Here is a 21,687-nt window from a genome sequence, read left to right as displayed (position 1 = left end):
CGCCCGCACACGGCCCAGCCCCGACGCCACTCGGCCGCTCCCACCCCGACGCCGCTCGGCCGCCCCGGGGATCCCCTCAGCGGCCACCACGCCCCGGCACGGCCGCCCCTGGGCCTCCAGGCGCCCTCAACGACCACCCACCGCCCCGGCACGGCCGCCCTCGAACGCCCGCCAGGCCTCGCCGGGCACCGGCGGCCCGGACCCGGCCCCGTTCGCCGCAGACGCCCTCAGCGGACGCCCGGTGACTCCCGGCCCGGGACGGTGAGCCCCGCGTCGCGCGGGGGGCCGTCCAGGCCCACCTGGGCGATCCGTACGCCGAGCTGGGTGCGGCTGGCCGCGCCCAGTGTCTCCGAGAGCCGGGCGATGTGGGCCCGGCAGGTGCGCACGCTGATGCCGAGCCGCTCCGCGATCACCGCGTCCTGGTGGCCCTCGGCGAGCAGGGCCGCGATCGACTGCTCGCGGTGCGAGATGCCCTCGATCCCGGTGTCGGGGAGGGCCGCGGTGAGCGGGATGGCCAGCCGCCACAGCCGCTCGAAGACGGTCACCAGGTACGCGACCAGGCCGGGGTGGCGCAGCTCCAAAGCCATCGTGCGGTCGGCGTTGGCGGGGATGAAGGCGACCGTGCGGTCGAAGAGGATCAGCCGGTCGATCACCTCGTCGAGGGTGCGCGCCTCGACCGCGTCGCCCATCAGCTCCAGATAGTTGAGCAGGCCCTGCCCGTGCCGGGCGACGTGGTTGTACAGGTCCCGCATCCGTACGCCCCGGCCGCGCAGCGCCAGCGCCCGGTGCAGGCCCTCGGACAGCTCGTGCTCGCGCCGGATGCCGCCCGGCTGCACGGTCAGCACCTCGGTGGTGCAGGCCGCGGTCGCCTCGTCCAGCGCCGCCTGGATGCGCGCCGGGCCGTCCAGGACCCGGATCGCCGCCGTGCCCTCACCGCGGGACGCGGAGGCCGTGGCGGGGCCGCCCAGGCCCGCGTACCACTCGAAGGCGGCCACCGCGGAGCCCATCCGCCGCTGGCTGGCGCTGATCTCGTCGTACACCCCGCGCAGCAGCCGGGTCATGACCTCCTGCGGGGAGGTCGGCACCAGCCAGTCCATGTCGTCGGGATCGGGATGCAGCAGCGCCAGCTCCAGCAGGCAGGGCACCGCCTCGGCGTCGCGGCGGGGCACGCGTCCGCGCCGTACGGCCCGGGAATACACCCGATCCCCGGCCTCGCACAGTCGGTCAGCACCGTGTGGATGCTCGTCCGTCCCGTGCCCGGCCATCGCCCATCCCACCCCCGGTTTCCGCTTCGTCCGCAGCGCAACTATGCGCGGAGCGCACCTGCTCCGCAACACGCCTCAGGCCCCTGTGACCGCCGGAAACCACCGGTATGCGGGGGTTCGCACCCACGCCGGTCCGTCACATTCCGACAACGGATGGCAACCGCTCGTTGCCCACCCCCGGTGATCCCTCCGGAAAGCACCTCGCTCAGGCCCGCTCCGGACCCGCTTGCGCCCCCTTCGGACCCGGTTCGGACCCGATCCGGGCAGGAAGAAGGGGAGTTCACCCCGATGACGGCGAGAACTCCCCTTGACACGGGCGGCCTGACCGGCACCGCCCGTGCGGCTACTTCAGCCCCAGCTCCGCGCAGGCATCCGCGTACTCCGCGGTGCAGATCTCGGAGATCTTGTAGATGCCGTCGGAGACGACCGTCTGCTTGATGTTCTGCCGGGTCAGCGCGACCACGGACACCAGCTGCGCCGGAATGCCCTTGTTCGTGGGGCTGTCGACCCGGTCCCGGGTGAGGGCGTCGAACTGGATGTCCTTGCCCTGCACCTTGGCGACGGCCATCTCGGCGGCGGCCTCCGCCTCGGCCGGGTAGGACTTGTAGACGCTCATGTACTGCTCGCCGCCGACGATCCGCTGCACGGCCGCCAGTTCCGCGTCCTGGCCGGTGACGGGCGGCAGCTTCGTCACCCCGGCGGCCTCCAGCGCCTTGATGACACCGCCCGCCATGCCGTCGTTGGCGGAGTAGACACCGGCGATGTTGCCCGCGCCGATCACCTTGATCGCCTCGGCCATGTTGGCCTGGGCGTTCTCCGGCTTCCAGTCCTTGGTGTCGAAGGACGAGGCGATCGTGACCCGGCCGTTCAGCTCGGACAGCGCGCCCTGCTTGAACTGCTTGGCATTCGGATCGGTGGGCGAGCCGTTCACCATGACGATCTTGTCGGACGTGTCGACGTCCGGCCCCATGGCCTCCAGCAGGGTACGGCCCTGCACCTCGCCGACCAGCTCGTTGTCGAAGGAGATGTACGCGTCGATCGGACCCTCGGCGAGCCGGTCGTACGCGATGACCGGGATGCCCGCGTCCTTCGCCTTCTGCACGCTCGCGGCGATGGCGTGCGCGTCCACCGCGTCCAGCAGGATGACGTCCACCCGGGCGTCGATCATCTGCTGCATCTGCTGCGCCTGCTTGGCGGCGTTCTGCTCGGCGTTGGCGTACTCGACCTTGCCGCGGTCCTCCGTGAGCGAGGCGACCTTGTCCCGGATGATGGGGTAGTCGAACTTCTCGTACCGGGTGTTCGCCTTCTCCGGCAGCAGCAGCCCCACCGTGACGTCGTTGCCCTTGGTCGGGGCCGCGTCACCGCCGTCGCTCGTCGCCCCCAGCATGCCGCAGCCGGCAAGCGACAAGGCCAACGAACACACGGCCACGGATATGGCGATACGACGACGCATGGAGGAGCTCACTTCTGCTGTCTTCCGGGGGGTGGCTTCCGGACTCGGGTGCACCCTTGCGACCCATGTGACTGAAAAGCCAACGCGGCGGCGGGCCTCAGCGTCAAGGGAAACCACCTAACGAGATGACAACACCACATTCCGCTTCACCTCGTACAACCAAATCCGGCCGACACGCGTCGTGATCACGAGGGCCGCCCCGCAGGCGGCCCGATCCCGACCAGAGGACCGAATGAACCCAGCCAGACGCACCACGGCCACCGCCCTGGTACTCGCCACGGCGGGCGGCGTGCTCACCACGGCCGCGACCACCGCCACCGCGGCCACCAGTTGCACGTCCCCCGCGTTCAAGCGGGAGTTCTTCGCGAACACGACGTTCTCCGGAACTCCGAAGAAGACGGACTGCGACAGCGCCATCGACCAGAACTGGGGCAACGGCGCACCCGTCTCCGGCGTCCCGTCGAACAACTTCGGCGTCCGCTGGAGCCTGACGCGCGACTTCGGCTCCGGCGGCCCCTTCGCCTTCTCCGCCGCCGCCCAGGACGGCATCCGCGTCTACCTCGACGGCGTCCGCAAGGTCGACCTGTGGAAGAACGTCTCGACGACCGCCAGGAAGACGGTCAACGTGACGATCCCGTCCGGCAGGCACACCCTCCGCGTCGACTTCGTCAACTGGACCGGCACCGCGAACGTCAAGTTCACCTACGCGCCCCGCACGTCCGCCACCGTCGACAAGGTCAGGCCCCTCACCCCGACCGGCACCGCCGTCGCATACGACACCGCCACCGGCAAGGCCAAGCTCACCTGGTCCCGCAACAAGGAGATGGACCTCGCGAACTACCGGGTCTACCGGCGGCTGAAGGGGTCGTCGTACGGCGCCACCCCGCTCGCCACGACGACGGCGGCCTCCTGGACCGACGCCACCCTGCCCAAGACCGGCGCCGCCTACTACTACGAGGTCCGCGCCGTCGACAAGGCCGGCAACGTCTCCGGCGGCAGTGCCGACCAGCTCGTCACCACGGTCGACAGGACGCCGCCCGCCGCCCCGTTCGTGGAGATCGACGTCTGCGCGGACGATGTCACGGTCGCCGGTCCCGAGCTGGTCACCACCGCCGCGAACCAGGCCGACATCGCCGAGTACCAGGCACAGCGCCAGGATCCGGCGACCAAGGCCTGGAGCACCGTCTACACGGGTGCCAAGGGAGCGTTCTGCGACCGCGGCCGGGCCGCCGACGGCACCCAGGCCACCTACCGGGGCCGGGCCCGGGACGCGGCCGGGAACTGGTCGGTGTACTCCGCCGCCACCACGGTGAAGGTCACCGACGGGGTGCCGCCGGCCATCCCGGCGAACGCCCGCGTCGAGTACCGCTCCGGCGTTCCGCACCTGTTGTGGGACACCGCTCCGGACGCCGTCCGCTACGAGGTGCTCCAGCACGACCTCGCGACCGGCGGCTGGCTCGACGCCTTCGGCGACACCGCCGCCACCACGCGGAACGACGTGGTGCCGCAGCAGCGGACCGCGCTCGCCGACGAATACCGGTACGCGGTGCGCGCGTTCGACGCCGTGGGCAACGCCTCCGCGCCCGCCGGGATCACGCTGAGGATGGCGGAGCGTCCCGAGGCCATCGCTCCGTACCAGCTCACCGCGGGCCGCTCTGGCGACGCGGTCCTGCTGTCCTGGCGCAGCACCGACCCCTGGGCGGTGAGCGACGCCCACCTGCCCACGTACGAGATCGTGCGGACGGATCCGGCGACCGGCGAGAGCACGACCGTCGAGCAGTGCTCGCCGGTGAACGGCACGGGAGCCCCGCAGCCGCCGTCGACGCACACCACCCCCGCCCGCGACGACCTCGACCCGGCCTACGTCACCTGGCCCCACCCGGTGGTGTACGCCACCTGCGTGGAGGGCTCGGGCGCCTCCGAGACGACGTACGAGTACCGGATCGTGGCCGTCGACCGGCACGGGCACCGCTCGGCGGCGAGCGCGCCCGTCACCGCGGCCATGGGCGACACCGTGCGGCCCGCCCCGGTCACCGACCTGACGGCCGAGGTCGTCCCGATGGGTGTCCGGCTCACCTGGAACCCGCCGGCCGACGACGACGTCATCGAGTACTACGTCTGGCAGGGCACCACCGACCCGGAGACGGGCGGGACGGTGTGGAACAGGAACTGCGTGACGGGCGACTCGCTGGGCGAGACCGAGATCCTCTGCCCGACCCTGCCGGACGGGCGTGAGCACGTCTACCGGGTGGCCGCCAGCGACCGGGTCTACCTGGACGAGGGCCCGGACACCTTCCACCCGGCGGAGGTGAGGGTCACCCTGCCCGACACCCGCCCCGTGGGCTGGACCGGCACCTGGATCGGCACGGACCAGTACCCCGAGCTGTCCGTGCGCTGCGGCCAGGTCCTCGGCGACCCGCCGTGCGACGACTGGACCGACTACCGCCTGGAGCGGTGGGACCCGGCCACGGCCTCGTGGACCACGCTCGCCACGGGCACCGTGGACGCGCCCCGGTCCTTCATGGACGAGACCGTCCACGATGACCACCTCGGGCTGTACTACTACCGGGCCGTGTACAGCGACCCCACGGGCAACGAGAAGGTCATGTGGGAGCGCGCGTACGGCATCTGGGAGCCCTGGCTGTGACCTGCTGACACACTGGCACGCAGACACATCGAAGGGGCCCGGAGGTTCGGCTGAACCTCCGGGCCCCTTTCGTGTGTCACGGTCAGTCGGACGACTGCTGCTGCCGCTTCGGCCGCCACACCACCAGCGCGCTGGTCTGCTGCACCTCCTGGTACGGCACCAGGTCGCGCCGGTAGGACGCGTGCACCGCGGCCTCGCGCTGACGCATGGCCGCCGCCGCCCCGTCGAGCGCCGCCTGCAGCTCCGCCACCCGGGACTGCAGCGCCGCGACCTGGTTCTCCAGTTCGATGATGCGCTTGATGCCGGCCAGGTTGATGCCCTCGTCCTGCGACAACTGCTGCACCTGGCGGAGCAGTTCGATGTCACGGGCCGAGTAGCGGCGGCCCCGGCCGGCGGTGCGGTCCGGGGAGACCAGACCCAGGCGGTCGTACTGGCGCAGCGTCTGCGGGTGCAGGCCGGACAGCTGGGCCGCCACCGAGATGACGTAGACCGGGGTCTCGTCGGTCAGTTCGTACGGGGAAAAACCCCCGCGCTGGCGGGGACGACGGCCATCCATCTGACTCATGCTCCCTTCGCGGCCTCGAACAGCTCCGCCCGCGGGTCCTCGCCCGCGGTCGCCTCGCGATACGCCTCGAGTGCGTCACGAGCCTTCCCCGGCAGGTCCGCCGGAACACTCACCTCCACGGTGACCAGCAGGTCGCCGCGGGTGCCGTCCTTGCGGACCGCGCCCTTGCCGCGCGCCCGCATGGTGCGCCCGTTGGGCGTGCCCGGCGGCAGCTTCAGGGTGACGGCAGGGCCGCCCAGGGTGGGCACCCGCACCTCGCCGCCGAGGGCCGCCTCCGCGAAGGTCACGGGGACGGTGACGGTGAGGTTGTCACCCTTGCGGCCGAAGACGGGGTGCTCCTTGACGTGGACGACCACATACAGGTCGCCCGCCGGCCCGCCGCGCTCGCCCGGCGCGCCCTTGCCGCGCAGCCGGATGCGCTGCCCGTCGGAGACGCCCGCCGGGATGCGCACCTGCATGGTCCGGGACGACTTGGCCCGGCCGCTGCCCTTGCAGATGTCGCAGGGCTGCTCGGCGATCAGGCCGCGGCCCTTGCAGTCCGGGCAGGGGTCGGTGAGCGAGAAGCCGCCGCCGGAGCCGCGCGCCACCTGGCCGGTGCCGACGCAGGTCGGGCACACGCGCGGTGTGCCGTTCTTGTCGCCGGTGCCGGAGCAGGCCTTGCACGGCGCCTGGGAGGACATCCGCAGCGGGACGGTGGCGCCCTCGATCGCCTCGGTGAAGCTCAGGGTGACCTCGGACTCGATGTCCTGGCCACGGCGGGGCTGGGTGCGCGTGGTGCCGGTACCGCCCCGGTTGAACAGGCCCCCGAAGACGTCACCGAGCCCGCCGCCGAAGCCGCCGCCCGCCCCGCCCTGGGCGCCGCCGAAGAGGTCGCCCAGGTCGAAGTTGAACGTGCCGCCGCCGGCGCCGGGGCCGGGCCGGAAGCCGCCGTTGCCGAAGAGCGCGCGTGCCTCGTCGTACTCCTTGCGCTTCTTCGGGTCACCGAGGACGTCGTTCGCCTCGGAGATCTCCTTGAAGCGTTCCTCGGCCTTGACGTTGCCCTTGTTGGCGTCCGGGTGGAACTCGCGGGCGAGCTTCCGGTACGCCTTCTTGATCTCGGCCTCGGTGGCGTCCTTGGGGACGCCGAGGACCTTGTAGTAGTCCTTCTCGATGAAGTCCTTGGTGCTCATCCTCGACGTCCCTCCTCTCCTGCGTGCGTTATAACGTCAGCCCTCCTCCGGGCCACCGTTCTCCTTGTCGTCGGCCTTCTCCGCACTCGCGGCGCCCGCGGCGTTCTCCGAATCCTCGGACTTGACCGTCTGCGCGCCCGGCTGGGGCTCGGCGACGGCGACCCGCGCGGGGCGGATGGTGCGCTCACCGATGCGATACCCCGGCTGGAGGATCGCGACGCAGGTCGTCTCCGTGACGTCCGGAGCGTAACTGTGCATCAGGGCCTCGTGGATCGTCGGGTCGAAGGGCTCGCCCTCCTTGCCGAACTGCTGGAGGCCCAGCTTGGCCGCGACGGTCTCCAGCGACTCGGCCACCGACTTGAAGCCGCCGACGAGTTCGCCGTGCTCGCGCGCGCGCCCGATGTCGTCGAGGACGGGCAGCAGCTCGGTCAGGAGGTTCGCGATGGCGATCTCCTTGACCGCGATGCGGTCGCGCTCGACCCGGCGGCGGTAGTTCTGGTACTCGGCCTGGAGCCGCTGGAGGTCCGCCGTCCGCTCGCCCAGCGCCGTGCGCACCTGGTCCAGCTGGGCCACCAGACCCGCTGTCTCGTTCGCGTCCCCGGCCGGGGCCGCCCCCTCCTCCGCGGAGGGGGAGGCGGCCTTCGGCTCGGCGTCGTCAGGGGTGGCGCCGGAGGGGACGTCGGGCTTCTCCTCGAAACCCGGGGTCTCCTCCGTCACGCGGCACCGTCCTTGCGCTCGTCGTCCACGATCTCGGCGTCCACGACGTCGTCGTCGGCCTTGGCCTCGCCGGCACCGGCGTCGGCGGAGGCGCCGCCGGCGGCCTGCGCGCCCTGGGCGTCGGCGTACATCGCCTGGCCCAGCTTCTGCGAGACGGCCGCGACCTTCTCGGTGGCGGTGCGGATCTCGGCGGTGTCCTCGCCCTTGAGCTTCTCCTTCAGCTCGGCGACGGCTTCCTCGACCTCGGTCTTGATCTCGCCGGGGACCTTGTCCTCGTTGTCCTTGAGGAACTTCTCCGTCTGGTAGACCAGCTGCTCGCCCTGGTTGCGGGTCTCGGCGGCCTCGCGGCGCTTGTGGTCCTCCTCCGCGTAGCGCTCGGCCTCCTCGCGCATGCGGTCGACCTCGTCCTTCGGGAGCGAGGAGCCGCCGGTGACGGTCATCTTCTGCTCCTTGCCGGTGCCGAGGTCCTTCGCCGTGACGTGCATGATGCCGTTGGCGTCGATGTCGAAGGAGACCTCGATCTGCGGGACGCCGCGCGGCGCCGGGGGCAGACCGGTCAGCTCGAACATGCCGAGCTTCTTGTTGTACGCCGCGATCTCGCGCTCGCCCTGGTAGACCTGGATCTGCACGGACGGCTGGTTGTCCTCGGCGGTGGTGAAGATCTCGGACCGCTTGGTCGGGATCGTGGTGTTCCGCTCGATCAGCTTGGTCATGATGCCGCCCTTGGTCTCGATGCCGAGGGACAGCGGGGTGACGTCGAGCAGCAGGACGTCCTTGACCTCGCCCTTGAGGACACCGGCCTGGAGCGAGGCGCCGATGGCGACGACCTCGTCCGGGTTCACACCCTTGTTGGCCTCCTTGCCGCCGGTCAGCTCCTTGACGAGCTCGGCGACGGCGGGCATACGGGTGGAGCCGCCGACGAGGACGACGTGGTCGATCTCGTTGATCGAGATGCCGGCGTCCTTGATGACGTTGTGGAACGGCGTCTTGCAGCGCTCCAGCAGGTCCGCGGTCAGCTGCTGGAACTGGGCGCGGGTCAGCTTCTCGTCGAGGTGCAGGGGGCCCTCGGCGGAGGCCGTGATGTACGGCAGGTTGATCGAGGTCTCGGTGGACGAGGACAGCTCGATCTTGGCCTTCTCGGCGGCCTCGCGGAGGCGCTGGAGGGCCATCTTGTCCTTGGACAGGTCCACGCCGTGGCCGGACTGGAACTGCTTGACCAGGTAGTCGACGACGCGCTGGTCCCAGTCGTCACCACCGAGGTGGTTGTCACCGTTGGTGGCCTTGACCTCGACGACGCCGTCGCCGATCTCCAGCAGCGAGACGTCGAACGTACCGCCACCGAGGTCGAAGACGAGGATGGTCTGGTCGTCCTTGTCGAGGCCGTACGCCAGGGCGGCGGCCGTCGGCTCGTTGACGATGCGCAGCACGTTCAGACCGGCGATCTCACCGGCCTCCTTGGTGGCCTGACGCTCGGCGTCGTTGAAGTACGCCGGGACGGTGATGACCGCGTCGGTCACCTTCTCGCCCAGGTAGGCCTCGGCGTCACGCTTCAGCTTCTGCAGCACGAAGGCGCTGATCTGCTGCGGGTTGAAGGGCTTGCCGTCCAGCTCGATCTTCCAGTCGGTGCCCATGTGGCGCTTGACCGACCGGATGGTCCTGTCGACGTTGGTGACCGCCTGGCGCTTGGCCACCTCGCCGACCAGCACCTCGCCGTTCTTGGCGAAGGCGACGACGGACGGCGTGGTCCTGGCACCCTCGGCGTTGGTGATGACGGTGGGCTCGCCGCCCTCCAGAACGCTGACGACGGAGTTAGTCGTGCCCAGGTCGATGCCGACCGCACGTGCCATGGTTGATTCCTCCAGCGACTTGAGTGGAACAGGCTCAAGTGTGCCTGACGCTCACCGCTGGGTCAACAGACCTGAGTCAAGTCGGCTCAACTCTTATCCACCGCTTATACGCAACCAGCTCCGGCTCGACCGGCCGGCATCGCCGCCACCGGGAGTGCGAAACATTGACCTGGTGCTGTATGCCCCATTTTGATACGAGTAACGTCATCAGTCGAGCCCCTGTGTGCCCGCACCGCTGAGGCAACCCTCAGCGACTCAGATCACCCCGCGCCCGGCTACAGTGCGGCGGAAGATACGGGTAGTCTCAGACGGACTGCATAAGTTACCGCTTAGTAATCTCCCTCGCAGGCCCGAGGAGCCCCCAAATGCAACTCGCCGCGATCATCGTGTCGCTGGTCCTGACCGTGGTCGGCGTGGCGCTGCTCGCACGCGCGATCGGCCAGTTCGTCAGGTACTTCAAGCTGGGCCAGCCGGTCCCGGCAGGCACCCGGACGGACAACCCCTACCAGCGCAGCGTGACCCTGGTCCGCGAGTTCCTGGGACACACCCGGATGAACCGCTGGGGAATCGTCGGCGTCGCCCACTGGTTCGTGGCCATCGGCTTCCTGACGCTGCCGCCGACGATCATCACCGCGTACGGCCAGCTCTTCCAGGCCGACTGGACCCTTCCGGTGCTCGGCGGCTTCCTGCCGTACGAGATGTACATCGAGTTCATCGGCGCGATGACGACCCTCGGCATCGCCGTGCTGATGGTCATCCGCCTGCTGAACCTGCCGTCCCGGCCGGGCCGCAAGTCCCGCTTCGCCGGCTCGAAGATGGGCCAGGCCTACTTCGTCGAGTGGATCATCCTCACGATCGGCCTGGCCATCTACATGCTGCGCGCCCTGGAAGGCGCCCTGCACCACGTGGACCACTACGAGGCCGCGTACTTCGCCTCGTACCCGGTGATCATGGCCCTGGACGGCCTGAGCGTCTCCACCCTCCAGACCCTGGTCTACCTCTTCGCCATGATCAAGCTGAGCACGACCATGATCTGGATGATCACGGTCTCGCTCAACACGAACATGGGCGTGGCCTGGCACCGCTTCCTGGCCTTCCCGAACATCTGGTTCAAGCGCAACGCGGACGGCTCCACGGCGCTCGGCGGCCTCCAGCCGATGACCTCCGGCGGCAAGCCGATCAACTTCGAGGACCCGGGCGACGACGACGTCTTCGGCGTCTCCCAGGTCGAGCAGTTCTCCTGGAAGGGCTTGCTCGACTTCTCCACCTGCACCGAGTGCGGCCGCTGCCAGTCGCAGTGCCCGGCGTGGAACACGGGCAAGCCGCTCTCCCCGAAGCTCCTGATCATGTCCCTGCGGGACCACGCCCACGCCAAGGCGCCGTACCTGCTCGCGGGCGGCGGCAAGACGATGGAGGGCGAGGAGAAGGCGTCCGAGGAGCAGCTGAAGGACGTCCCCGCGTCCGCCCTCGCCGAGGCCGAGCGCCCCCTGATCGGCACGCTCGAGGAGAACGGCGTCATCGACCCGGACGTCCTGTGGTCCTGCACCACCTGCGGCGCCTGCGTCGAGCAGTGCCCGGTGGACATCGAGCACATCGACCACATCGTCGACATGCGCCGCTACCAGGTCATGATCGAGTCGGCGTTCCCGTCCGAGGCGGGCACGATGCTCAAGAACCTGGAGAAGAAGGGCAACCCCTGGGGCCTGGCGAAGAAGCAGCGCCTGGAGTGGACCAAGGAGGTCGACTTCGAGGTCCCGGTCGTCGGCAAGGACATCGAGGACCTCTCCGAGGTCGAGTACCTGTACTGGGTCGGCTGCGCCGGTGCCCTGGAGGACCGCGCCAAGAAGACCACGAAGGCCTTCGCGGAACTGCTCCACATCGCGGGCGTCAAGTTCGCGATCATGGGCGGCGACGAGAAGTGCACGGGCGACTCCGCCCGCCGCCTGGGCAACGAGCCGTTGTTCCAGGAGCTGGGCATGGAGAACGTCATGGCCCTCAACACGGCGTTCGGCGAGGAGCTGGACGACGAGGGCAAGGTCGTCCCCGAGTCCGCGAAGCCGAAGTCGGCGAAGAAGATCGTCGCCACCTGCCCGCACTGCCTCAACACGCTCGGCAACGAGTACCCGCAGCTCGGCGGCGACTACGAGGTCATCCACCACACCCAGCTGCTCCAGCACCTCGTCGACGAGGGCAAGCTGATCCCGGTGACCCCGGTCGAGGGCATCATCACCTACCACGACCCCTGCTACCTGGGCCGCCACAACAAGATCTACACGCCCCCGCGCGAGATCATCGCCGCCGTCCCCGGCATCCGCAACGAGGAGATGCACCGCCACAAGGAGCGCGGCTTCTGCTGCGGCGCCGGCGGCGCGCGCATGTGGATGGAGGAGCGCATCGGCAAGCGCATCAACAACGAGCGCGTCGACGAGGCGCTGTCGGTGAACCCCGACATCGTCTCCACCGCCTGCCCGTTCTGCCTCGTCATGCTGACCGACTCGGTCAACGGCAAGAAGAACGACGGCAAGGCCAAGGAGTCCATCCAGGTCGTCGACGTCGCCCAGCTCCTCCTGGACTCGGTCAAGACCCCGTCCGACCCGGCGGGCGACCCGGAGACGGAGAGCACGCCCGAGCCGGAGCCGGTGAAGTAACCGAACCCAGCACCACGACCGACGCCCTCATGTCCCTCCCGGACGTGAGGGCGTCGCCGTTATCTCACCCAGGGTCAGCGGCGCGCTCGATACCAACGCGTGCGGTCGGACTTGGGAGCGGGCGGCTCATCGTCCACCGCGGCGGTCGGAGGCTGCGCCGCCAGCACCGACCTCAGCAGGCTCTCGGCCGCCCCCAGCCGGGACTCCAGTTCCCGGACCTCCCGGTCCCGCTCCTCCTGCCCGGCCTCCGCGACACGTCGCTGTCTCTCCTCCTCCCGGGCCCACGTGAAGTACAGGTCCGCGCGGCGCGCATGGAGGCTGTTCAGCTCCTCCAGAAGAACCAGACGCTCCTCCCGGGCCGCCCGCAGCTCGTCCTGAAGGACCTCGATGCGCTGGCTGTACGCGGCCCGTTCAGCCTCAAGAGTGGCCACCTGCCGGCGCAACTCGTCATTACGGCCGCGCTCCCGGCCCAACTGCTCATGCAGGGCACCCAGACGGTCCGCGAGGTCGGCCCGCGCCTCCAGGGTGCGCAACAGCTCCTGCCGCGTCTCTCCCTCCCGGCGACTGCGCCTGGCGGCGCGGTCCTGGAGGTCCTCCTCCTGCGCGTCGAGCTCCGGGATGCTCAGATCCAGGGAGCGAGGCTGTCTCTCCTTCTCGTCCTCCCACGCTGCGGGGTGGGCCAGGGCCGGCGGCGAGGCCCCGTCGCGGACGGCGTTCCAGAGCATCCGGAACTCCTCCGGATCGCCCCCCAGTGCCCGCACCACGAGTTCCAGCGCGCCCCAGCCCGGCGGGCCTTCGCAGCGCAGCACGTCCCGCACCGTCGCGGGACCGATGGCGCTCGTGCGCTGCGCGACGATGTCGAACCGCGGCTCACCGCTGCGTCGGTGCAGCAGCCGGAGCTGATCCCTGAGCCGCGCCAGGGCGGCTCCCGGCGAGGTCGAGAAAGCGGTTGAGGACGCCTCCGACACTGTCGCACTCCCTTCGATGTCCCTGAGCCGACGATCGTCCCAGGAGGAGAGCACTCGCCGACACCCGGCGCGGAACGGCGAGGAATTCCGTGCCCACAGAAAGTCAGGACAACGGATTCAGTCGGGAGGGGGAGCAGGGACGAACGGTACGGACGGGCCGGCTCACGCGTCAGTTCGCGGCCGGGGAAGCCGTCTCGTCGGCCTTGATGTCGAAGTTGATCCGGTCCCCGTCGACAGAGGAGACGGTGACCGTCACGCCCAGGCTGCTGCCGTCGTCCGCGGTGAGCGTGCAGCGGGTGGTGGTGCCGACCTTGCCGGTGAGGTCCTCGGGGCAGGTGACATCCGGCTTCGGCCGGCCGGTGGTGTCCGCGAGCTTCTGCGCGACCGTGTCGGCGAGCTTGTCCGAGGACAGCTTCGGCTCGGCATCACCGGTACCGGCGGAGACCGAGCAGCCGACGAGCAGCGCACCTGCGGTGAGGGTCGTCAAGCTCCATGCTGCTGCGCGCAGGCGGGCCGTGGTCATAGGTGCTTGCCTTTCGGGAGGTGAGGTGATCGGGAGGGACGAGACAGTGCCACAGCGGAAGCTCACAGCTTGCCGAAGACCACGCTGCGCCAGGTCCAGCCGTGCGTCAGGACCGCGTTCTGCAGGGGCTCGCGCAGCTCGGCACCGTCGAAGCGGAAGGTCTCCGTCGCTTCCAGCCCGCCGCCTTCCCCGCGCTGCACCGTCCAGTGGCGGGAGACGGTCCGGTCCTGGCCGCGCGAGTACTGCGAGGAGATCTGGAGCCGCGGCGGGTCGCCGACGCGCGTGACTTCCCGCTGCTCCTCGACCACGCGCACCTCGCGGTCCTCTTCGACGAGCCGCATCCGGATGCGGACGGCCCGGGTCAGCTGCGACTGGATGAAGAGGTTCTCCCAGGCCGGCTCCGTCATCCGCCACTCCGCCACCAGATCGGCGGAGTCGTCCGGGGCGCCGTTCCGGATGACGTACGGCACGTCGGCCCGGTTGCAGCCGAGGAGTGCCGCCCGCACCTGCTCGGCCGCGGCCGGTGGGACACCGTCGGCGGGGCGCAGGGTTCCGGTCAGCTTGTCGAAGAGGCCCATGGGTTCAACCTAAGAGGGGGTGGGTGGCGGGTTCAACAGCGGGTCGGAGCGGGCGGGGATGCCGGACCGGCCGGGTCGGTCCGGCGCTCGTCATCGACGCGCATGTCATCGACGCCCAGGTCATCGACGCGCATGTGACCGGCGCCCACCCGCCGCGCGCAGGCGGGGCGCCGGCGCGCGGCACCGGTCGTCACGACGTCGTGTCCGTGTCCGTCTCCGTGTCAGGACGCACCGTGCGCACGAAGTCCTGGAAGTCCGCCAGGACTTCGGGGAACTGAGCGGCGGTGGCGGTGAGGACCAAGCGGACGACCGCCCGCCGACGCGGGTCGACGACGTCGAGCAGGGACAGGTACACCTGTGCCTGCACGAGGTCCCGGGGCACCCCGCCGGCCACGGTGGACACGGTGAGGGTCTGAGTCAGGCCGGGCGCCTCCGCACCGCCGATCTCGCGGCGCGTGGTGACCTGGGCCGAGGCGGAGGCCTGGCGCAGGCCCTCCACCGAGGCGTCGGCCAGCTGGGACAGCGTCGCGTCGTCCGGGCGGTACTCGCCGTCGATGGTGATGTTGGCGGTGAAACCGTCGTCCGGACGCGGGTGCAGGGCCACGAACGCGGCCCCCGGCGCCCCCGCCTCGTCCGGCGACACGACACGCCAGCCCTCCGGGAGCCGGAAGGTGATCGGTACGGGGAGCGTGCTCGCCATCGTGGGCACTCCTTGCTTCGTCTACGGCGTCGTCTGCGTCGGTGGAAAAGGGAAGCGCGTCAGAACAGACTTCCCAGGAAGTCCCCCACGGCGTCGGCCGCGCCGCTCGCGGTGTCGCCCACCTTGTCGGGGTTGAGGGTGAACTCGAAGCCCAGCCCGCCGCCGAGAAGCGGGGACGCGCCCACCTTGGTGCCGAGATGCCAGGTGCCGTTGGCGTCCTTGTGGTAGCCGAAGCTCGCCTCCGCGCCGGGGCCCGCCCAGCCCTCGGCGGTGACGCCCGCTCCGATGCCGCCGATGTCCGCGCCCGTGGAGACCGACGCCTTGGCGCCCGCGAACGCCTCCGCGCCCACCTGCACGCCCTCCAGACCCGCACCCAGGTTGGCTCCCGCCTCGGCACCGACCATGGTCTCGCCCCGTGCGTAGACGCCGACGGGACCGGCGTCGGCGGTGCCCGAGGCGGTGGCCTCGGCGCCCGCGAAGCCGGTCGCCTCGCCGTTGAGCCCCTCGTTGTTGGCGACGGCGGCGGCGGAGGCCTTGGCGCCCGCGTAGGCCTCCGCCTCCCCGGCGAGCTTCACGGGTCCGTTGGTGAGAGAGCCCTCCGCGGTCGCCCGGCCGAGGTCGGCATGCGCCTCGGCCTCGCCCAGCTTGCCGGTCTTGGCGTCGGGCCCCGAGGCGGACGTACCCGTTCCGGGGCCGGAGGTGGAGGTCTCCCCCTCGGCGACCCACCCCTCCTTCTTCTCCTGCGCCTCCTTCTTGGCCTGTGCCGCCGCCGCGGCCTCGTACTTCTCGATGTCACCGTGCGCCTGGCCGTTGAAGCCGGTGAGCGTGCCGTCACCGAGGTTCGTGTCGAGCACCACCGCCTTGAATGCGGTCTCGACACCGGCATCGGCTTCGCTCATGTCCTTGACCAGCTGGTCTATCCGCGCCTGCCAGGAAGCAACGGCCTTGCGCACGGACTGCTGGTAGTCGGGATCGTGGTGCAGGGCGGTGCGCTCGCCGTCGGTCAGCTGCGCGGTGTCGTACGAGACCACGCCCTTCTCCGAGACCGCCATGCCGGCCTCGACGGCGTCCTTGCGGGCCGTCTCCAGTTGCTTGCGCAGCCCCGCGAACCGGGTGTGCGCGTCGCGCAGCAGCGAGGCGACCGCCTTGGCCTCGACCTGGGCGTTCTTGAACTCCTGGAGGGTGATGTCGAAGCGCTTGTTCGCGGCGTCCGCACTCAGCCCCGTCCAGCTCTGCCCCATGGAGATGCCGTGCACGTCCCGCTCGTACGCGGTCTGCTGCGTGTGGAGCGCCTTCGCCATCCCGTCCCAGCGGGCGGCAGCCGTGGTGAGGGCGGACAGGTCGGTTGCCATGATCTCGTCATAGGTCGGCATGGAGTCCCCGTTGTCGTGGCGGTGGCGGTGGCAGTGGCGGTGGCAGAACTGGGGGGGAGGCTGAAGCGGCCCGGCCTGGTGCGGCAGGCCGGCACCTCGAAGCGGGTTCGTGAGGCGTTCAGTAACCGTCGATCACCGAAACGCTTTGGGCGTTCGCCCCGGCCTGGAGATCGGCGCCCTGCAGCACGGTGGTGGCGCTGCGCAGTGCCGCCTTCTCCGAAGCGAGCCGGTTCATCAGGTTCTTCACCTGCTCACCCCACGTTTCGTGCGCCTTCTTCAGGGCGCCCGAGGTGAGCCATCCGTCACGGAACGCCTTGACGGCGTCGCCGGTCTCCGTGTCCGCGAAGTCACCGGCCTTGCGGGTGCCGGGCTCGATGTCTTCCTCGATGGCCTTCGCGGCCTTCTTCTTGTCGGCCGGGGACGAGGCCACATCGGGCCCGCCTCCGGGCATCGGCCCCACGGAACCGCCGGGGTCGGCCGGCAGTTGGTTCAGTCGCATCCCGACGGACGGTTCCGTCACGTTGGCCCCCGTAGGTCTCGATCGCAAGCCTGTCCGGATCGCGGCCGTCCCGTGCGTGGGCGTACGGGACGGCGCGTGCTCAGCTCTTCGCCAACCATTCGTACAACAAAGCGCGTTCCAGCGGTGCCACAGGGGTACCGGACTTCACAGCGCCTCCTCAGATCCCGCGCCCCGGCGACGACCGCCGACGCACTCGACGGTCCCTCGCCTCGAGGCGGGCCGGGACACACGGCCGGTCACGGCGATGTGCCCGGGAGGGCACGGCCGAGGGATGAGCGGTATGCGCACCCCCGGCCGTAGGCCTGACTACTCCCCCTTCGGCCCCGCCTGCTGCACCACCTCGAAGGACCACAGCGTCGACCCGGAGGCGGCCGGCTTCGGGCGCTCGCCGGCCGCCTCACCGCCGCCCTGGTGCGCCGACTTCATGGGGCCCTCCATCCACGCCCGGAAGGACTCCTCGTCCCGCCACCGCGTGTAGACCAGGTAGGTGTCGGTGCCCTCGACGGGGCGGAGGAGTTCGAACCACTCGAAACCGTCGGAGGACTCGACCGCGTGCGCGCGGGACGCGAACCGCTGCTCCAGGACCTCCCGCTGCTCGGCGGGAACGGTCAGCACGTTGATCTTCACTACGCTCATGGGTCCATCCTGCCGGACGCCACCGGGCTCTCCCGCGCACCTGTGGGCCGGGCCCAGGGCGGGCGCGGCGAGACCACCCCACGGGGCCGGCCGCCCTGTGGGGCAGCCGGCTGCCCTACAGGTACTCGAAGAACCTCGTCCACCACGTCACCGGCGACCCGTCGCCGGTCTCGGCCTCCGCGAGCCACGTCACCCCGTCGTACTCGCGCTGGAGCAGCGGCAGCGGCACGAGCTGGTACTCCATCTCGGACAGCACCGTCTCCACCCGCTCGCGGTCCCGTACGGACAGGGCGCCCGCCGCGACCGCCGCGTCCAGGTCCGGGTGGCTCTCCGGGCGGGGAGTGGTGATGACCACGAGGTCGCCGTAGTTGCTGAGGCGGAGGCAGATCCACTCGTCGGCCTCCGTGGCGCGGGGCGGGATGCGCACGCCGAAGTAGTAGGACGCGTCCTGGATCCTGTCGTCCAGGCGGCAGGGGGTCTCGTGTCTCCCGTCGCCGAACTCGTCGTTCAGCCGTTTCCGGAGCTGAATGGCGCGCATCCGGGCCCGGTTGAGGTCGAACCCGTCCGGGAATTCGAGGTGTTCGGGCCCGGGGAGACGGTCCAGGGCATGGAGCAGGTCGAGTACGCGCCGGTCGTCGTCGTCCATGGCGGCAAGACTAGAGCGGCTCACGGGGCGCGCAGGGGCACTTTCGCACCGTATCCCCCGGTGGATCCGCGCCCTGCTCCCGCGTAGCCACGCATTCCGGTCAAGGGCACTCAGGCCCGTCATCCGAACTGCCCCCACCCCTCGAACGCGTGCATCATTACTCAGTCGTTGTCGAAGAGACGTACGAGGTGAAGCGATGCGCGTGCGTGCTGCCGGGGCTCTGGCGACCGGCGTCCTGCTCCTCACCGCCTGCGGGCCCGCCCCGGCGCAGCCGGACGGCGCCGACGAAACGCCCGCGCGCACGGCGGCCGAGGCCCCCCTTCTCCCCGTCCCGCGCGGCAGGGGCAGCGACGTCCCCGACGACTTCAACGGCGACGGCCACCGCGACCTCGTCCTCAACGACCTGGTCAAGCAGCAGAGTCACGCCGACGACGCGGGCATCGGCATCGTCTACGGCGGACCGCGCGGACTCACGCCCGGCGCCCGGCAACTGATCAGCCCGGTGCGGCAGGGCGCCCGCACGGCCGGGCGGCTGCCCGCGGTCTTCGACGCCGCGGCGGCCTGTGACCTCGACGGCGACGGATTCACCGACCTCGTCGTCACGACGGATCCGCCGTACGACGGACAGGGTCAGCCGCCGGTCCCGCTCCAGCTGCTCTTCGGCTCCCCGGACGGCCTGACCGCCCGCGCCGTGAAACTGGTGATCCCGGCCCGCGCCCGGTTCGGCGAGGACTGGCCGGACCGGCCGGTGTGCGGCGACTTCGACGGCGACGGCGCGCAGGACCTGGTCGTGCACGCGTCCGAGCAGCACCTCAGCTATCTGCGCGGCCCCTTCACCCGGAAGGGTGTCGCGAAGAGCGCGGACGCCCCGCTCGCCGCACCCGGAAACGTCCCGGTCGGCCCGGCCGTCGACCTCGACCGGGACGGCGCCGACGACCTGGTGGTCCGTGCGACGGAGAGCGAGGGCCCCGCGGCGGTGGTGCTCGGCGGCCCGGACGGCCCGGCCCGCACCGGTGTCGCGCTGCCCTCCGGCGTCGATGTCGCGCTCGGCCGCTTCGGCATGGGCGAGGCGCTGGACGCGGCGGTGGGTGCGCCGGACGGGACGGCCCTGCGCTACGACCTCCCGGTCCCCACCCGCGCCACCCTCCCCACTCCCGGCACCCTGCTCGACACCGCCGACTTCGACGGCGACGGCCTGAGCGAACTCGTCAGCGGCGGCTCGTCACTTCGGATCTTCCACGGCCGTGCGGAAGGCCTGTCGGCGGCCGGCCCGGTGACCGTCACGCCGCCCGCCGACGGCACCACCCGGGTCCTCGCGGCCGGCGACTTCGACGGGGACGGGCGGGACGATCTCGCCGTGCGGACCTACCGGGGCGAGACGCGGGACACGGTGGCCGTGTACCCGGGGGCCGAGGCGGGGCTGCTCGCCCGCGAGCCGGCGGTGACGTTCTCGACGTCGCAGTTCCTGTCGTCGTAGGCGGCCGGCTTCCGGTGATCGTGGTCACCCTGCGGACTGTCCTGGGGGACGTCCCCGGCCGCCCCTCGGGGTGTCCCTTAGGGGACGCGGGTCCGGCTCCGTAAGGGATGTCACAGTCCGGCCGCAAAGCCGGGTCCGGAGCCCCGGCCCCCGCACGTCACTCTCCGGGACCAGGTACGTTCGATGACGTGGCTGGATTCAGGATCGGACGCGGCGGCCGGAACGACCGCGCCCCGCATACGCGACCGCAACACCCCCCGTACGGACAGCAGGCGCCGCAAGGCCCGTCGTACGGCCATCCCCCCGCGCCGCAGCCGCACCCGTACCCGGGGCAGCAGGGCTACGGCGGGAGCGGCGGCGGCCCGTGGCCCCCTTCGGGTGGTGGCCACGGCGGCTACGGCGGCCCTGGAGGCCACGGCGGTCACGGCGGCGGTGAGCCGGAGTACTTCGGCGACGACGGCTCCTCCTACCCGCACCACCCCGGCACGCCGGACCCGTACGCGGCCAACAACCCCGGCCACACGCAGGCCTTCTCCATCGGCGACGACCCGTACCAGCGGGGCGGGACCTACCAGGCGGGCGCCGTGGCCCCGGCCGCGCCGATCGGCCCGCGCCTGCACTGGAAGGACCTGCTGCGGGGCATCGTCCTCGCCCCCAACCGGACCTTCCTCCAGATGCGGGACTACACGATGTGGGTCCCCGCCCTCATCGTCACGTTCCTCTACGGCCTGCTCGCCGTCTTCGGCTTCGACGGCGCCCGCGAGGACGCGATCAACGCCACCCTCTCCAACGCCGTACCGATCGTCCTGACCACCGCGGTCGCCCTGGTGCTGAGCGCCTTCATCCTGGGCGTGGTCACCCACACCCTGGCCCGCCAGCTCGGCGGCGACGGCGCCTGGCAGCCGACGGTCGGCCTCTCCATGCTGATCATGTCCATCACGGACGCGCCCCGTCTGGTCGTCGCGATGTTCCTCGGCGGCGACGCCCCCTTCGTCCAGATCCTCGGCTGGGCCACCTGGGTCGCGTGCGGCGCCCTGCTCACCCTGATGGTCTCCCGGTCCCACGACCTGCCCTGGCCGAAGGCACTGGGCGCGTCGGCGATCCAGCTGATCGCCCTGCTGTCGATCGTGAAGCTGGGCACGTTCTGACGTCCGCAACCGCTGACGTCCGGCGGACGGACACGGAAGAGGGCCCCCGGCGCTGCGCCGGGGGCCCTTCTCACGCACCCACGAAGAGGCGCCGGCATCGGCCGGCGCCCGGCACCGTACGTACGGCTCAGGCGTCGAGAACCTGCCCGGCCCGCTTCACCACGGGCGGCTCGACGGACCACGGGAAGTTGATCCACTCGTCGGTGCGCTTCCACACGTACTCGCACTTCACCAGCGAGTGCGACTTCTCGTAGATCACCGCGGAGCGCACCTCGGCGACGTGCTCCAGGCAGAAGTCGTGCACCAGCTTCAGCGTCTTGCCGGTGTCGGCGACGTCGTCGGCGATCAGCACCTTCTTGTCGGTGAAGTCGATCGCGTTGGGCACGGGCGCGAGCATGACCGGCATCTCGAGCGTCGTACCGACACCGGTGTAGAACTCGACGTTGACCAGATGCAGGTTCTTGCAGTCCAGCGCGTAGGCGAGCCCGCCCGCGACGAAGACACCACCGCGGGCGATGCTCAGCACGATGTCCGGCTCGTACCCGTCGTCGGCGATGGTCTGAGCGAGCTCGCGGATGGCCGTGCCGAACCGCTCGTAGGTCAGGTTCTCCCGTACGTCGCTCACGCTGCTCACACCTGCGTCCTGTGGAAGTTGAGGAAGGAGCGGGACGCGGTCGGGCCGCGCTGCCCCTGGTACCTGGAGCCGTACCGCTCGCTGCCGTACGGGTGCTCCGCCGGCGAGCTGAGCCGGAACATGCACAGCTGGCCGATCTTCATGCCGGGCCACAGCTTGATCGGCAGGGTGGC

The 21,687-nt window shown here is 70.8% G+C and carries 19 protein-coding genes and 1 pseudogene; 4 read left to right on the top strand and 16 right to left on the bottom strand.

Translation table 11 applies throughout. The features are described 5' to 3' along the window. Positions 1-227 precede the first annotated feature (227 nt). Together CCN42_RS02770 and CCN42_RS02765 are read right to left on the bottom strand one after the other, a co-directional pair. On the bottom strand, positions 228-1,265 hold the full coding sequence (locus CCN42_RS02770; RefSeq protein WP_086732901.1) for a helix-turn-helix transcriptional regulator: 1,038 nt from the start codon (positions 1,263-1,265) through the stop codon (positions 228-230). 343 nt (positions 1,266-1,608) lie between these two features. Further along, on the bottom strand, positions 1,609-2,718 hold the full coding sequence (locus tag CCN42_RS02765) for a sugar ABC transporter substrate-binding protein (RefSeq protein ID WP_086732900.1): 1,110 nt from the start codon (positions 2,716-2,718) through the stop codon (positions 1,609-1,611). 232 nt (positions 2,719-2,950) lie between these two features. Between CCN42_RS02765 and CCN42_RS02760 the strand changes: the two genes are divergently transcribed. Then, entirely contained in the window at positions 2,951-5,365 is a 2,415-nt protein-coding gene (locus CCN42_RS02760) for a fibronectin type III domain-containing protein (RefSeq protein ID WP_086732899.1), read from the top strand. Positions 5,366-5,447: 82 nt separating this feature from the next. On the opposite strand, the gene CCN42_RS02755 is transcribed toward CCN42_RS02760, so the two are convergent. From CCN42_RS02755 to dnaK, 4 genes are read right to left on the bottom strand one after another with little or no spacing between them, the layout of a single operon-like run. Then, on the bottom strand, positions 5,448-5,921 hold the full coding sequence (locus CCN42_RS02755; RefSeq protein WP_086167454.1) for a heat shock protein transcriptional repressor HspR: 474 nt from the start codon (positions 5,919-5,921) through the stop codon (positions 5,448-5,450). Between the two features lie 5 nt (positions 5,922-5,926). Further along, the gene (gene dnaJ, locus CCN42_RS02750) at positions 5,927-7,099 is read right to left on the bottom strand and encodes a molecular chaperone DnaJ (protein WP_086732898.1); all 1,173 of its coding nucleotides are present in this window, start codon (positions 7,097-7,099) and stop codon (positions 5,927-5,929) included. A gap of 36 nt (positions 7,100-7,135) precedes the next feature. Beyond that, positions 7,136-7,816 carry a nucleotide exchange factor GrpE gene (grpE, locus tag CCN42_RS02745; RefSeq protein ID WP_086732897.1) on the bottom strand — a complete coding sequence of 227 codons (681 nt, stop codon included), beginning with the start codon at positions 7,814-7,816 and terminating at the stop codon, positions 7,136-7,138. Further along, a complete protein-coding gene (gene dnaK / locus CCN42_RS02740) occupies positions 7,813-9,663 on the bottom strand; it encodes a molecular chaperone DnaK (protein ID WP_086167451.1) in 1,851 nt (616 codons plus the stop codon). The genes grpE and dnaK overlap by 4 nt, the downstream gene beginning before the upstream one ends. Positions 9,664-10,028: 365 nt before the next feature. Between dnaK and CCN42_RS02735 the strand changes: the two genes are divergently transcribed. Then, positions 10,029-12,311, top strand: a complete 2,283-nt coding sequence (locus CCN42_RS02735) for a (Fe-S)-binding protein (RefSeq protein WP_086732896.1) — start codon at positions 10,029-10,031, stop codon at positions 12,309-12,311. Positions 12,312-12,385: 74 nt separating this feature from the next. On the opposite strand, the gene CCN42_RS42415 is transcribed toward CCN42_RS02735, so the two are convergent. The 8 genes from CCN42_RS42415 to CCN42_RS02695 all read right to left on the bottom strand — a co-directional run bounded on the left by CCN42_RS42415 (position 12,386) and on the right by CCN42_RS02695 (position 18,255). Next, positions 12,386-13,279, bottom strand: coding sequence for a hypothetical protein (locus CCN42_RS42415; protein ID WP_158102054.1), 894 nt, complete (start codon positions 13,277-13,279; stop codon positions 12,386-12,388). Positions 13,280-13,448: 169 nt separating this feature from the next. Continuing rightward, a complete protein-coding gene (locus tag CCN42_RS02725; protein ID WP_086732894.1) occupies positions 13,449-13,802 on the bottom strand; it encodes a DUF4333 domain-containing protein in 354 nt (117 codons plus the stop codon). Between the two features lie 62 nt (positions 13,803-13,864). Further along, complete coding sequence (locus tag CCN42_RS02720) at positions 13,865-14,380, bottom strand: hypothetical protein (RefSeq protein WP_086732893.1); 516 nt, start codon at positions 14,378-14,380, stop codon at positions 13,865-13,867. A 190-nt stretch (positions 14,381-14,570) separates the two neighbouring features. Continuing rightward, on the bottom strand, positions 14,571-15,080 hold the full coding sequence (locus tag CCN42_RS02715) for a hypothetical protein (protein ID WP_086732892.1): 510 nt from the start codon (positions 15,078-15,080) through the stop codon (positions 14,571-14,573). A 59-nt stretch (positions 15,081-15,139) separates the two neighbouring features. Continuing rightward, positions 15,140-16,453: a WXG100 family type VII secretion target gene (locus tag CCN42_RS02710; protein WP_086732891.1), complete on the bottom strand. Its 1,314-nt coding sequence runs from the start codon at positions 16,451-16,453 to the stop codon at positions 15,140-15,142. A 118-nt stretch (positions 16,454-16,571) separates the two neighbouring features. Then, a complete protein-coding gene (locus tag CCN42_RS02705; protein ID WP_086732890.1) occupies positions 16,572-16,952 on the bottom strand; it encodes a hypothetical protein in 381 nt (126 codons plus the stop codon). Positions 16,953-17,279: 327 nt separating this feature from the next. Beyond that, complete coding sequence (locus tag CCN42_RS02700; protein WP_086732889.1) at positions 17,280-17,609, bottom strand: antibiotic biosynthesis monooxygenase family protein; 330 nt, start codon at positions 17,607-17,609, stop codon at positions 17,280-17,282. A gap of 115 nt (positions 17,610-17,724) precedes the next feature. Further along, the gene (locus CCN42_RS02695) at positions 17,725-18,255 is read right to left on the bottom strand and encodes a hypothetical protein (protein WP_086732888.1); all 531 of its coding nucleotides are present in this window, start codon (positions 18,253-18,255) and stop codon (positions 17,725-17,727) included. 196 nt (positions 18,256-18,451) lie between these two features. Between CCN42_RS02695 and CCN42_RS02690 the strand changes: the two genes are divergently transcribed. Together CCN42_RS02690 and CCN42_RS02685 are read left to right on the top strand one after the other, a co-directional pair. Next, complete coding sequence (locus CCN42_RS02690) at positions 18,452-19,732, top strand: FG-GAP repeat domain-containing protein (protein WP_086732887.1); 1,281 nt, start codon at positions 18,452-18,454, stop codon at positions 19,730-19,732. 107 nt (positions 19,733-19,839) lie between these two features. Next, positions 19,840-20,880: a Yip1 family protein gene (locus CCN42_RS02685; RefSeq protein WP_086732886.1), complete on the top strand. Its 1,041-nt coding sequence runs from the start codon at positions 19,840-19,842 to the stop codon at positions 20,878-20,880. 127 nt (positions 20,881-21,007) lie between these two features. On the opposite strand, the gene CCN42_RS02680 is transcribed toward CCN42_RS02685, so the two are convergent. Beyond that, entirely contained in the window at positions 21,008-21,505 is a 498-nt protein-coding gene (locus tag CCN42_RS02680) for a phosphoribosyltransferase (protein WP_086167500.1), read from the bottom strand. 5 nt (positions 21,506-21,510) lie between these two features. Continuing rightward, a pseudogene (locus tag CCN42_RS43645) lies at positions 21,511-21,687 on the bottom strand (dCTP deaminase); the annotation flags it as partial.

Source organism: Streptomyces glaucescens, assembly GCF_002154375.1.
Taxonomy (GTDB): Bacteria; Actinomycetota; Actinomycetes; order Streptomycetales; family Streptomycetaceae; genus Streptomyces; species Streptomyces glaucescens.
The sequence above is the reverse complement of the archived record's forward strand: the minus strand, read 5'-3'. Positions and strand labels throughout refer to the sequence as shown.